The 12,893-nt window shown below is 73.0% G+C and carries 10 protein-coding genes; 4 read left to right on the top strand and 6 right to left on the bottom strand.

The window, feature by feature from the left end:
• Positions 1-65 precede the first annotated feature (65 nt).
• Positions 66-638 carry a molybdenum cofactor biosysynthesis protein gene (locus tag IFT73_RS16255; protein WP_197984328.1) on the top strand — a complete coding sequence of 191 codons (573 nt, stop codon included), beginning with the start codon at positions 66-68 and terminating at the stop codon, positions 636-638.
• Between the two features lie 3 nt (positions 639-641).
• Here IFT73_RS16255 and hrpB read toward each other — a convergent pair whose 3' ends face one another.
• Genes hrpB through IFT73_RS16225 form a run of 6 tightly spaced genes read right to left on the bottom strand, consistent with a single transcriptional unit; the run spans position 642 to position 8,236 of the window.
• Positions 642-3,080, bottom strand: coding sequence for an ATP-dependent helicase HrpB (gene hrpB, locus IFT73_RS16250; protein ID WP_371811309.1), 2,439 nt, complete (start codon positions 3,078-3,080; stop codon positions 642-644).
• 50 nt (positions 3,081-3,130) lie between these two features.
• Positions 3,131-4,201, bottom strand: a complete 1,071-nt coding sequence (gene mgrA, locus IFT73_RS16245; RefSeq protein WP_056604055.1) for an L-glyceraldehyde 3-phosphate reductase — start codon at positions 4,199-4,201, stop codon at positions 3,131-3,133.
• A gap of 25 nt (positions 4,202-4,226) precedes the next feature.
• Entirely contained in the window at positions 4,227-4,850 is a 624-nt protein-coding gene (locus IFT73_RS16240) for a hypothetical protein (RefSeq protein ID WP_056604058.1), read from the bottom strand.
• 10 nt (positions 4,851-4,860) lie between these two features.
• Entirely contained in the window at positions 4,861-5,703 is an 843-nt protein-coding gene (locus IFT73_RS16235; RefSeq protein WP_056604061.1) for a transglutaminase family protein, read from the bottom strand.
• On the bottom strand, positions 5,700-6,626 hold the full coding sequence (locus tag IFT73_RS16230; RefSeq protein WP_056604064.1) for an alpha-E domain-containing protein: 927 nt from the start codon (positions 6,624-6,626) through the stop codon (positions 5,700-5,702). The genes IFT73_RS16235 and IFT73_RS16230 overlap by 4 nt, the downstream gene beginning before the upstream one ends.
• A complete protein-coding gene (locus tag IFT73_RS16225; protein WP_235501738.1) occupies positions 6,620-8,236 on the bottom strand; it encodes a circularly permuted type 2 ATP-grasp protein in 1,617 nt (538 codons plus the stop codon). The genes IFT73_RS16230 and IFT73_RS16225 overlap by 7 nt, the downstream gene beginning before the upstream one ends.
• A 107-nt stretch (positions 8,237-8,343) precedes the next feature.
• Between IFT73_RS16225 and IFT73_RS16220 the strand changes: the two genes are divergently transcribed.
• From IFT73_RS16220 to IFT73_RS16210, 3 genes are all read left to right on the top strand, one after another.
• A complete protein-coding gene (locus IFT73_RS16220) occupies positions 8,344-8,781 on the top strand; it encodes an HNH endonuclease (RefSeq protein ID WP_056604067.1) in 438 nt (145 codons plus the stop codon).
• Positions 8,782-8,851: 70 nt separating this feature from the next.
• Positions 8,852-12,367, top strand: a complete 3,516-nt coding sequence (locus IFT73_RS16215) for a lamin tail domain-containing protein (protein ID WP_192168518.1) — start codon at positions 8,852-8,854, stop codon at positions 12,365-12,367.
• Between the two features lie 31 nt (positions 12,368-12,398).
• Positions 12,399-12,821 carry a GNAT family N-acetyltransferase gene (locus tag IFT73_RS16210; RefSeq protein ID WP_192168517.1) on the top strand — a complete coding sequence of 141 codons (423 nt, stop codon included), beginning with the start codon at positions 12,399-12,401 and terminating at the stop codon, positions 12,819-12,821.
• Positions 12,822-12,893: the final 72 nt, after the last annotated feature.

The raw sequence follows: 12,893 nt of genomic DNA, 5'->3' as shown, positions 1-12,893 counted from the left end.
TCCCACTTCGTCCGCTCCGCACCACTCGCGGATCTGGCGGGGTCGGGGCGGCCTAGGGTGGCGGGATGGAGATCGCGATCACGCACCTGGTGGTCTCGCCGGTCCGCCGCATGGACGGCCGACCGCGCGACGGCATGACCCCGTACGACGGCGACGAGACGCCGACGACGGTACGGGTGCGCGCGCACAAGGGCCTGGTCGGCGACCGCTACTTCAACACGCGGTTCACCTACGCGTCCGTCACGATCATCGCGGCCGAGGCGATCGAGCGGCTCGAGGAGCAGATCGCCGGAGACGGTCTCTTCCCCGCGGCCAACACGCCCTTCGATCCCGTGCTGGCCCGGCGCAACCTGGTCATGCGAGGCCTGGACGTCGACGCGCTCGTCCGCACGACGTTCACGCTCGACGGCGGCCACGGGCCCATCCGGTTCCGGTCGATCACACCGGCCAACCCGTGCGGGTGGATGAACGAGGTCTTCGCCCCCGGGGCGCACCAGGCCCTGCGCGGCCACGGCGGCATCCGCTGCGAGCCCCTCGACGACGGGCAGCTCTCGGTCGGACCGGCGCGGGTCACCGACGTCGTGCCGATCCCGCAGGACGAGCTGACCCGCCAGGTGCGCCGCGCCCCGGTGGGCTGACGACTACGGACGGACCGTCGGGTCCTCGGGCCACGCGTGCTTGGGGTACCGGCCCCGCAGCTCCGACCTGACCTGGCGGTACGGCCCCGACCAGAACGACGCGAGGTCGGCCGTCACCGCGGCGGGTCGACGCGCGGGGGTCAGCAGGTGCAGCAGCAGCGGCACCCGTCCGTCGGCGAGCCGCGGGGTCGCGTCCCACCCGAACGCGTCCTGCAGCTTGAGCGACAGGACCGGCTGCTCGGTGCCGGTTTCGCCGTACTCGACACGGGGCGCCGACCCCGTGGGCACGCGGACGCGCTCGGGGGCGAGCTCGTCGAGTCGCCCGGCCGCCGGCCAGGGCAGCAGACGTCGCAGCGCCCCGAGGACGTCGACGCGCGCGAGCCCTGCCTGGGAGCGCACCCGCGCGAGGTCGACGCCCAGCCAGGCGTCGACGTCGGCGAGCAGCGCCTCGTCGCCGACGTCGGGCCACGGCTCGCCGAGCGCGTGGTGCAGGAATGCCATGCGACGGCGCAGCGCGACGGCGGCCTCGCTCCACGGCAGCGCCGCGAGACCGTCGCGCGACAGCCCCTCGGCGACCGCCGCGGCGACGGCGTCCGGTGGCGGCTGGGCGAGCGGGACGGCGGACAGCTCGATGGCTCCCAGCCGCGTGACCCGTCGCGCGACGATCCGTCCGCGCTCCCACACCACCTCGTCGACCTCGTGCCACGATCCCGAGGCGGCGTCGAGCGCGGTGTCCTCGTCGACCGGTGCGGCCGAGCGGATCGTGGCGTCGCGCGTGCCGGGACGACGCTCGACGTCGGCGATCGCGATCCACGGCAGACCCGCCAGGGCCGGGTCGGCGGCGCGGAACGACGCACCGGTTCCCGACACCATCAGGTAGGAGCCGCCACCGGGACGCAGACGGGCGATGCGCCCCGGGTGGGCCAGCGCCACGACGGCACCGACCGCGAGGTCGTCGGTCAGGTCGGTGTGGGCGACGCGTAACGGCACGAGCGACTCCAGGCGCGCGGCGGCGTCCGACCACGAGCGGGCCGCCGGCCCGCCCCGGCGCACCATGCGCAGCGCGGCGACGAGGTCACCGCCCGGGGCGCGGACGTCGTCGTCGAGCAGGGCCACGACCTCGGCGGCGCGCCGCGATCCCGCGACGTCCGCGCCGTCGAGCAGGGCTCGGGCCAGACGGGGGTCGGCGGGCACCTGCGCCATCGCCCGACCGCGCGCCGTGATGGCTCCCGAGTCGTCGGTGGCTCCGAGCGCCGCGAGCGTCTCGTGCGCGGCATCGAGCGCGGCGCGCGGAGGTGCGTCGAGCAGGGCGAGACCGTGACCGTCGGGGTCTCCCCACGCAGCGAGCTCGAGGCAGAAGCCCGTCAGGTCGGCGACCGCGATCTCGGGCGCGGGGTGCGCCGACAGATGGGCGTGGTCGGCGCGCGACCAGCAGCGGTGCACCGCGCCCGGGCCCTCGCGTCCGGCGCGTCCGGCGCGCTGCTCGGCGGCCGACCGGCTGACGCGCACGGTCACGAGCGCCGGCAGGCCACGGGCCTGGTCGGTGCGGGGCTCGCGCGACAGGCCCGCATCCACCACGATCCGCACGCCCGGCACCGTCAGCGACGACTCGGCGACCGATGTCGACACCACCACACGGCGCCGAGGCCCCCGGGTGAGGGCGAGATCCTGCTCGCGGGCCGGAAGACGTCCGTGCAGCGCGACGACGTCGACGTCCGACAGCCCCGTCAACCGCCGCATGACGCCCTCGACCTCGCCGACGCCGGGCACGAAGACGAGCGCGTCGCCGGGGTCGGCGGCGAGCGCCTGCCGGACGGTCGCCGCGACGTGGTCGAGGAAGCGCGGCGGCACTCCCCGGTCCTGACCTCCGGTCGGCAGGACGTCCGCGGGCGGCGGAGCCCAGTGCTGCGTCACGGGGTGCAGCGCCCCCGGGACGTCGACGACCGGTGCGTCGAGCACCGCCCCCATCCGTCCGGCCTCGACCGTCGCCGACATCGCGACGAGCAGCAGGTCGTCGCGCACCGTGGCACGGACGTCGACCAGGAACGCCAGCGTCAGGTCGGCGTCGAGCTGACGCTCGTGCACCTCGTCGAGCACGACCGCCGCGACCCCCGGCAGCTCGGGATCGCGCTGCAACCGCCGCAGCAGCACGCCGGTCGTGACGAACTCGATGCGCGTGGCGGGCCCGACGGCACGGTCGCCGCGCACGGTGTGGCCGACCGTCTCACCGACCTTCTCGCCCAGCAGCCCCGCCAGCCGTCGGGCCGCCGCGCGGGCCGCGATGCGCCGCGGCTGGGTCACCACGACCCGCCCGCCACCCCGTGCCACGAGCGCCGCGACGGCGGGTGGCACGAGGGTCGTCTTGCCGGTGCCGGGCGGCGCCTGGACGACCGCCGTCCCGCGCTCGCGCAGCGCGGTCGTCAGCGCCGACAGCCCGCCCACGACCGGGAGGTCGGGCGGGCTGTCGAGCAGGCGCCGGATCGCGTCGGTGGTCAGAGCTCGGCCGACACCTTCCAGAGGTCGACGCCCTCGGCGTCGCCGGCGAACTCGTCGATCGCGGCGAGCTCGTCGTCGGTGAAGTCGGTCTGCTGCGCCGCGGCGAGGTTCTCGTCGAGCTGCTCGACCGACGACGCGCCGATCAGCGCCGACGTGACGCCGCCGGGCCGCAGGATCCACGAGATCGCCATCTGCGCCAGCGACTGGCCGCGCTTCTCGGCGATGCCGGCCAGGCCCTTGAGCCGCGCCAGGTTCTCCTTCGTCAGCACCGACTCGTCGAAGCTGCTGCGGTCACCGGCCCGCTCGACGGCGTCCGAGCCGAGGTACTTGTCGGTCAGCAGGCCCTGCGCCAGCGGCGAGAAGCCGATCGCGCCCAGCCCGTGCTCGTCGAGCACCGTCAGCAGCCCGCCCTCGACCCAGCGGTTGAGCATCGAGTACGACGGCTGGTGGATGATCAGCGGGGTGCCGAGGTCGCGGGCGATCGCGACGGCCTCGGCGGTCTTCTGCGGCGAGTACGACGAGATGCCCGCGTACAGCGCCTTGCCCTGACCGACCGCGGTGTCGAGCGCCGTGATGGTCTCCTCGAGCGGCGTGGTCGGGTCGACGCGGTGCGAGTAGAAGATGTCGACGTAGTCGACGCTCATCCGCTCGAGCGAGGCGTCGAGGCTCGACAGCAGGTACTTGCGCGAGCCGAGCTTGCCGTACGGGCCCGGCCACATGTCCCAGCCCGCCTTGCTCGACAGGATCAGCTCGTCGCGGTAGGGCTTGAAGTCCGTCCGCATCATGCGCCCGAAGTTCTCCTCCGCCGAGCCGTGCGGCGGACCGTAGTTGTTGGCCAGGTCGAAGTGCGTGATGCCGTGGTCGAACGCGTGGCGCAGCACCTCGCGCTGGGTGTCGAACGGGCGGTTGTCGCCGAAGTTCCACCACAGACCGAGGGAGATCGGCGGCAGCAGCAGACCGGACGTGCCGACGCGGCGGTAGTCGAGCTGCTGGTAGCGGTCGTCGGCCGCGACGTACGGGCGGTGGATGTCGGGCACGGGGTCGGCGTAGTAGCGCTCTTCGGTCATGCCGTCCACGCTAGCCGCGCGGCGATCAGCGCGCGACGGCGAGGAGCGCGGGTCCGTCGTGGCCGTCCCACGTGCCGGTCAGCGTCTCGCCGCCCATCGCCCACGAGTCGTCGCCGACGACCCGCAGCACCTCGATCTCGGCGACCGACGTGACCACCAGCGTCGCCGCGTCGCGGTCGCGGACGTCGACGAGCCCGACGGATCCGACGTCGTCCGAGCTGCCGCTGCCCGTGACGCGCACGGACGGCTCGACCGGTGTGCGGACGCCGTCGGCCTCGCGCTCGACGGACGCCTCGGAGCCGCCGCCGAGGATCGTCGTCGCCAGCGCCGCGGCGTACACCGGGTCGCCGCACGCGTCGTAGACCCAGCGGTGGCCCAGCACCGTGTGCTCCATCTCGGTGATGAGCCACTCGTCGGCGCCGGCCAGCGCCTCCCCGCGGTACGTGACGGGGATCTGCAGGACCGGACCGTCGCCCGACCGCACGAGGAAGGTCTCGATGCCGACCTCGCCGTCGGGGTCGTCGAAGCGGTAGGCGCCGACCTGCTCGAGGCCCTCGTCGTCGCCCGTGAACCATGGCTGGGTCGGCGCCCAGACACGCAGCATCTCGATCTTGGTCGGACGGATGGACGCGGCGTGCAGGAGGGCCATGGGCCCGACGCTAGCGCAGGCGCGTGATCTCGACGCCGACGAACAGCTCGGAGCCGCCCGCGGTCGAGAAGATGCCGCGCAGTGGCGGGCTGTCGCCGTAGTCGCGGCCCTTCGCGACCACGACGTGGCGCGGCCCGGGCGCGACCGCGTTGGTCGGGTCCCAGGCGACCCACTCGCCGTCCCACCACTCGATCCACGCGTGCGACTCGCCCTCGACGGTCTCGCCGACGACGGGATCGGGCGACGGGTGGAGGTAGCCCGACACGTAGCGCGCCGGGATGCCCGCGGCGCGCAGCGCACCCAGGCTGAGGTGCGCGAAGTCCTGGCAGACGCCCGTCTGCGCGGCCCAGGCGTCGGCCGCGGTCGTGGTGACCTCGGTGCTGCCCGGGACGTAGGCGAGGCGCTCGTGCAGCAGACCGACGGCGGCACGGGCGTAGTCGCCCGGTCGCTCGGACGTCGCGCGCAGACCGTCGAGCAGCTCCTGCAGCTCGGCGGCGGGAGCGACCCAGTCGGACAGCACGAGGTACTCGCACCACTCGTCCTGGACGTCGGGGGTCAGGTCGTCCCACCCGACGGCCTGCGGCTTGGGCGGCACCTCCTGCGTGTCGACGATCGACGTCGCGACGACCGTGAGGTCGGAGTGCGGGTCGTGCACCTCGAACGACGTAACCGTCGTGCCCCAGTAGTCGCGGTACTCGTACGACCACGGCGCGGGGGTGATCTCGATGCGCGACCGCAGGACGTACTGCTCCGGCGTCGTCATGGGCGTCATGCGGGCCTCGTTGAAGGACGCCATCGCGCCCTTCTCGTAGTGGTAGCCCGTCGTGTGCTTGATGCGCAGCTGGTAGGTCATACGATCGCTCCTCCGCGCCACGTGTGGATCTCGGACTCGGCGAAGTAGCGGGCCGAGACGGCGTCGCTCGCCGCGGCGCAGCTGCGCTGCAGGCGCTCCATCTCGACCGGCAGGTCGAACACGATGTCGGCGAGCGGACGGTACTCGAGCTCGGTGCGCGCCCGGCCCAGCAGCCGCTGGGCCTCGTCGCTGAAGCCCGAGCGCTGGCCGGACGCGGCCAGGTTGCCCAGGGCCCGCTCGGCCTCGGCCAGCGACGACACGATCGACCGCGGGAACCAGCGGTCGAGCAGCAGGAACTCGGCGGCCTGGCGATCGGCCTCGATGCCGCGGTACGCGCGGATGAAGCTCTCGTAGGCGCCGCACGCCCGCAGCGTCGTCGGCCACGCGACCTGCGGGCCGGACGCCAGAGCGGCGGTCGACAGCAGGCGGGCCGTCATGTCGACGCGCTCGATGCTGCGGCCCAGCATGTAGAAGTGCCAGCCGTCGTCGCGCGACATCGTCGAGTCGGCGATGCCCGAGATCATCGCGGTGCGGTTGCGCACCCAGTTGAACATGTCCGGCGGGCGCATCGCCCGGGCCGTGCTGAGCCCGCGCCACGTCGTGTTGATCGCGGCCCAGATGTCGGTCGAGAGCGTCTCGCGGGCCCGGCGCGAGCTCTCGCGCGCGGCCCCGATGGCCGCGGCGATCGAGACGGGCGACTCGGGGTTGTGCGCCAGCAGGTCGAGCATCATCCAGCGGTTCGGGTGACCCGTGTAGTCCTCGACGCCCATGACCGACAGCAGCTGCTCGCACGACGTGCGCTCGTCCATGCCGGGGTCCTCGATCAGGACCTGCATCTGGACGTCGAGGATGCGCGCGGTGTCGTCGGCACGCTCGAGGTAGCGCCCGATCCAGAACAGCGACTCGGCGATGCGGCTCAGCATGTGGGCTCCCCGTTCGTCGGACCGGTCGTCGCCCGTCCCTGCTGCTGTTGCTGCTGCTCCTGCTCCTGCACGTGGATGTCGCCGACGTCGCCCTCGATGGCCGGGCCGGCCGACTGCGCGATGCCCGAGACCGGTGACGCGCTGGGGGCCATCTCGCCCTCGTCGTCGGGGTCGGTGGGGCGCGCCAGCACCCACGTGTCCTTCGAGCCGCCGCCGCGGCTGGAGTTGACGATCAGCTCGCCCTCCGGCAGCGCGACACGGGTCAGCCCGCCCGGCAGCACGAAGACGTCGTCGCCGTCGTGCACCGCGAACGGTCGCAGGTCGACGTGGCGGGGACGGATGCCGTCCTCGACGAGCGTCGGCACGGTCGACAGCGAGATGACGGGCTGGGCGATCCACGCGCGGGGATCGGTCAGGATCTTGCCGCGCAGCTCGTCGAGCTCGCCCTTCGTTGCGGCGGGGCCGATCACGATGCCCTTGCCGCCCGAGCCGTCGACGGGCTTGAGCACCAGCTCGTCGAGCCGGTCGAGCACCTCTTCGCGCTGGTCGGCCTCGCCCATGCGCCACGTGTCGACGTTGCGCAGGATCGGCTCCTCCGACAGGTAGTACCGGATCAGGTCGGGCACGTACGTGTAGAGCAGCTTGTCGTCGGCGACCCCGTTGCCGACCGCATTGGCGATCGTGACGTGGCCGGCGCGGGCGGCGTTGATGATGCCGGGGACGCCGAGCGCCGAGTCGGGACGGAACTGCACCGGGTCGAGGAACTCGTCGTCGATGCGCCGGTAGATGACGTGCACGGGCTCGAGGCCCTGCGTCGTGCGCATCATGACGCGCCCCGAGCGGCAGACCAGGTCGCGGCCCTCGACGAGCTCGACGCCCATCGTGCGGGCCAGCAGCGTGTGCTCGAAGTAGGCCGAGTTGTAGACGCCGGGCGTCAGGACGACGACGGTCGGATCGCTGACGCCGGCCGGCGCGGCCTTGCGCAGGGCCGTCAGCAGGTGCTGCGAGTACTGCGACACCGGACGGATGCGGTGGTCGGCGAACACCTCGGGCAGCGCCGCCGAGAGGGCGCGACGGTTGGTCATGACGTACGAGACGCCGGACGGCACGCGGACGTTGTCCTCGAGCACCCGGAAGTCGCCGTTGCCGTCGCGGATCAGGTCGACGCCCGCGACGTGCACGCGCACGCCGTTCGCGGGCTCCAGCCCGGCGACGACGCGGTGGTAGTGCGGCGACGTGACGACGGTGTCGCGCGGCACGACGCCGTCGGAGAACAGCTCGCCCGGCCCGTACGCGTCGGCGAGGAACTTCTCGAGCGCCAGCACCCGCTGGCGCACCCCCTGCTCGACGTGGTCCCAGTCGTCGGCCTCGATCAGGCGGGGCGCGATGTCGAGGGGGAACGGCCGCTCCTCGCCCTCGACGCCGAAGGTGACGCCCTGCTCGAGGTACGACGACGCCAGCGAGTCGGCGCGGAGGCGGACCTCGTCGGCGCCCATCGCCTCGAACGACGTGTGCACCTGCCCGTAGCTGTCGCGCACGTCGGTGCCCTCGAACATCTCGTCGAAACCGGCGACGGGGCCGTAGCCGTCGAAGAGCTCTGAGGTGTCCACGTGCTCACCGTAGGACAGATTCGTCACGGGTGTGTTTCGAGCCCGCCCGCGATGCCGTGGTTCCGGCTACGATCCAGTCAGGATCCACCGTCGGGAGGCGGTCAGCGATGTCGGACGCGAACGTCCTCGTGCTCAATGCGAGCTACGAGCCCTTGCAGCGTGTCTCGATGCGCCACGCGATCAAGATGCTGGTGCGCGAGGTCGCCGTCATCGAGGAGGCCGCCGCCGGCATGTTCGGGCCGTTCCCCGTCCCCAAGGTCCTGCGGCTCGTCCGGTACGTCAAGACCCGCTGGATGCACCGCCGCTCGCACCTGTGCACCAAGGCGGCCATCAAGGCCCGCGACGCGATGTGCGCCTACTGCGGCGGCAAGGCCGAGACGGTCGACCACATCGTCCCCCGCAGCCGCGGCGGCACGCTGACGTGGGAGAACGCGGTGGCGGCGTGCATCCGGTGCAACCACCGCAAGGCCGATCGCACGCCCGCCGAGGCCGGCATGACGCTGCTGGTCGTCCCGCAGCAGCCGCAGTACGCCGTCCCGGCCTGACCTCCGGCGTTCGCGCCCCGGCCCCCGGGGGTTCACGGCACGTTCTCCCGGCGGTGCGAGCGTGCGCCGCATGCCTGCGAGCCCCCGTCGCCCCGTCCTGTCCGCACCCCCGAGCCCCGTGCCCCTGAGGTCCATCCCCCTGCTGTCCTGCCTCGTGCTGCTCCTGACCGTCGTGCTGGGAGGTCCCGCCAGCGCGGCCACCGACTACTCGTCGATCAGGATCAACGAGGTGCAGTCGGATCCCGACGACGTCGTCGAGCTCGTCAACACCGGTGACGCCCCCGTCGACCTCTCGGGACTCGTCCTGCGCGACTCCGAGAACACGGGCACCGGCTACACGATCGCCTCCGGCACCGTGGTGGCCGGCAAGGCCTACGTGGTCCTCGACGTCAACGTCAAGGGATCGGCCGCCGGCACCGTCGGGCTCGGCAAGGGCGACTCCGTGCGCCTGTTCTCCGGCACGACGCTCCTCGACTCGACGACGTGGCCCGCGAACACCCACGCCACGACATGGGCACGATGCGCCGACGGGACCGGACAGTTCAGCGTCACGCCCGCGACCCTCGGCACGGCCAACCAGTGCACGCCCGACCCGCAGAAGGTCCGCCTCAACGAGGTGCGCAGCGACGGCACCGGCCCCGACTTCGTCGAGCTCGTCAACACCGGCACCCAGCCCGTCGACCTGACAGGCTGGAAGGCCGTCGACGCCGATCCCCTCCACACCCCGACGGCGATCGCCCCCGCAGGCACCACGGTCGCCCCGGGCGCCTTCTTCGCGTTCGAGACCGACGCGCTCGTCGGCGGCTTCGGGCTCGGCAAGGCCGACTCCATCACGGTCTCGCTGCCCGACGGCACGGCTGTCGACACGTACGAGTGGACGACCCACCGCACCCCGTCCGCCGTTCGCTGCCCGCAGGGCACCGGCGCGTTCGTGATCTCGCGCGCCGCGACGCCGGGAGCCGCCAACGCGTGCCCCGTGCCGGCGGGCGCCGACCAGCTCAAGATCAACGAGGTCGAGTCCGATCCGGCCGACCTCGTCGAGCTCGTCAACACCGGCGACGCGGCGATCGACGTCTCGGGCTACGTGCTGAAGGACAACGACGACACGCACGCCTTCGCGATCCCGTCCGGGACGGTCCTCGGCGCCGGGGCGGTCAAGTCCTTCGACGTGACCCTCTCGTACGGACTCGGCAAGGGCGACTCCGCACGGCTCTACACACCGGACGGGTCGACGCTGCTCGACGCGACCACCTGGCCCGCCGACACCCACGCCACGACGTGGGGCCGGTGCCCGAACGGCACCGGCGCCTTCACGACGACCGCGTCGACGATCGGCCTGCCCAACCAGTGCGCGGCACCGGCCGACCCGAGGACCGTCATCCGGATCAACGAGGTCGAGTCGAACGGCGACAAGGTCGCCGACTGGGTCGAGCTGACCAACACCGGCACCAGCACGGTCGACGTCTCGGGCTGGAAGATCCTCGACGCCGACGCGTCGCACGCCTCGACGCCCGTCGTCGTCCCGGCGAAGACGACGATCGCGCCCGGCGCGTTCTTCGCGATCTACACGGAGGTCAACCAGTCGCCCGGATTCGGGCTCGGCGGGGCCGACTCGGCGACGCTGTACCTGGCCGACGGCACGACGAAGGTCGACTCGTACGAGTGGACGGCCCACGCCGCCACGACCTACGGCCGCTGCCCCGACGGGACGGGCGACTTCCGCACCACCACGACGTCGACCCGTGGGGCGTCCAACGCGTGCAGCCCCGTGCGCCTCAACGAGATCGGCCCCGACTGGGTCGAGCTGGCCAACATCGGCGACGCGCCGCTCGACGTCTCGGGCTGGACGCTGAAGGACTCCGGTGACGCCGGCTCCCACACGTTCCCGACCGGCACGACGGTCCCCGCCAAGGGCTACCGCGTCGTCGAGGCCGGCACGTCCGGCTTCGGCTTCTCGCTCGGCGCCGGCGACTCGGTGCGCCTGCTCGGCGCCGACGGGGCCGTCGTCGAGTCGTACACCTGGACCAACCCCGCGGCCGTGACGTACGGACGATGCAAGGACGGCGTCGGCGACTTCGTCGACACCCGGGCCGCCACCAAGGGCGCCGCCAACGCGTGCCCCGGTCTCGGCACCGAGCCCTGGCCCGGCAGCCAGGACGTCCGCACGGCCGACCTCGCGTCGACGTTCACGCAGGACCTCAGCGGCCTGGCCTTCGACCCGAAGGACCCGGACGTCCTGTGGGCCGCGCAGAACAAGCTCGGCACGCTGTTCAAGCTCGTGCGCGACGGGCAGACGTGGGTGCCCGCCACGACCGACGGCTGGGGTGCGGGCAAGACACCGACGTACCTCGACGGCACCGGCGCACCCGACACCGAGGGCCTGACGATCGGGCCCGACGGCTTCGTCTACGCCGCGGCCGAGCGCAACAACGCCGCGAGCGGCGTCAGCCGGATGTCGATCCTGCGCTACGCGCCCGACACCGCCGACACGACGCTGAGGGCGACCGACGAGTGGAACCTGACGAGCCAGATCCCCGCGGCCGGCGCCAACCTGGGTCTCGAGGGCGTCACCTGGGTGCCCGACTCGTTCCTGGTCGCCGGCGGATTCGTCGACCAGAGCACGAACAAGCCCTACGTCCCGTCCGACTACCCCCTGCACGGCACGGGCCTGTACGTCGTCGCGGTCGAGGACACCGGTGCGCTGCACGCCTTCGCGCTCGACTCGACCGGGGGCACGTCGCACAGGGTCGCGACGATCTCAAGCGGCTTCGCGCACCTGGCCGACGTCACGTTCGACGCCGAGCGGCAGCGACTGTGGGCCGTCACCGACGACACCCACGACGGCAAGACGTCGCTGCTGCAGCTGAAGGACGGTGCGTTCACCGTCGCGGAGGCACACGACCGTCCGGCCACGATGCCCAACCTCAACAACGAGGGCTTCGCCCTGGCCCCGCAGTCGCGCTGCGTCGACGGCCTCAAGGAGGTCGTGTGGTCCGACGACGGCGACACCGGCGGGCACTCGATCCGCACCGGCACGATCACCTGCACGCCGGCGACGACCCCGGTGGAGCCGCAGCCCGAGCCCACACCGGTCCCGGTCGACCGGGTCGCGCCCGTCGTGACGATCGCGGGCGTCGCAGCCGGACGCCTGTACGTCGGCGCGCAGCCCACCGCACGCTGCACGGCCACCGACGAGACGTCCGGCCCCGTGGCCTGCCGCCTCACGAAGGTCGTGACGCCCAAGCGCACGACGCTGACGGCCCGCGCGACCGACGCCGCCGGCAACACCGGCACGCGGTCGGTGACGTACCGGACGCTGGCGTACGAGGTGCGGGGCGCCACGTACCGCGGCGGGAAGTTCACGATGGAGCGCGGCCGGCGCTACACGCTCGACGGCACCGTCGAGGCCTCCGGACGCGTGCTCGGACCGGCGCGGCTCGGCACCGTCGCGAAGCCGTCGGCGCGGTTGAAGGACGGTCGGGCGACGGTGCGCGTGCCCCGGTCGGCCAAGGTCGGCAGCACGTGGAAGATCCTCGTGGTCGAGAAGTCCCGGAGCTACACGATCAAGGTGCGGGTCGCCCGGTAGCCCGCGGACCCCGTCGGGTTGGCTGGGGCGCATGACTGAGATCGTCGTGCGCCCCGCCGCCGTGGCCGACGTCGGCGCGGTGCTCGCGCTGTGGGCGGTCGGTGCCGAGAACGCCGACCGCCCGTCCGACTCCGCGGCCGACGTCGAGCGACTGCTCGCGCGTGATCCGGAGGCGCTCGTGCTGGCGACGGACGGCGAGGACGTCGTCGGGTCCGTGATCGTCGGGTGGGACGGGTGGCGCTGCCACCTCTACCGGCTCGCGGTGCACCCGTCGCACCGACGTCGGGGCATCGGCCGGTCGTTGCTCGAGCACGCCGAGCGGCGCTTCGCCGACGTCGGCGGCAAGCGGGCGGACGCCATGGTGCTGGACGGCAACGAGCTCGGGGCGTCGATCTGGACCGATGCCGGCTACGCACGCCAGCCCGAGTGGTCGCGCTGGGTCAAGCCCCTCTGACCCACCCCATCAGGCTTGCGTCAGTCCCCCTCGCTCCGCTCACGGTCGGCCGCAAGCGGCCTCCCTGGGGGA

It is taken from the genome of Aeromicrobium sp. CFBP 8757, assembly GCF_014841755.1.
Lineage (GTDB): Bacteria > Actinomycetota > Actinomycetes > Propionibacteriales > Nocardioidaceae > Aeromicrobium.
This window is presented reverse-complemented; position numbering and strand designations above follow the sequence as displayed.

Coding starts and splice junctions, on each gene's coding strand:
- IFT73_RS16255 (WP_197984328.1), top strand. CDS start 66: ATGGAGATCGCGATCACGCACCTGGTGGTCTCGCCGGTCCGCCGCATG.
- mgrA (WP_056604055.1), bottom strand. CDS start 4,201: ATGACCGAAGAGCGCTACTACGCCGACCCCGTGCCCGACATCCACCGC.
- IFT73_RS16240 (WP_056604058.1), bottom strand. CDS start 4,850: ATGGCCCTCCTGCACGCCGCGTCCATCCGTCCGACCAAGATCGAGATG.
- IFT73_RS16235 (WP_056604061.1), bottom strand. CDS start 5,703: ATGACCTACCAGCTGCGCATCAAGCACACGACGGGCTACCACTACGAG.
- IFT73_RS16230 (WP_056604064.1), bottom strand. CDS start 6,626: ATGCTGAGCCGCATCGCCGAGTCGCTGTTCTGGATCGGGCGCTACCTC.
- IFT73_RS16220 (WP_056604067.1), top strand. CDS start 8,344: ATGTCGGACGCGAACGTCCTCGTGCTCAATGCGAGCTACGAGCCCTTG.
- IFT73_RS16215 (WP_192168518.1), top strand. CDS start 8,852: ATGCCTGCGAGCCCCCGTCGCCCCGTCCTGTCCGCACCCCCGAGCCCC.
- IFT73_RS16210 (WP_192168517.1), top strand. CDS start 12,399: ATGACTGAGATCGTCGTGCGCCCCGCCGCCGTGGCCGACGTCGGCGCG.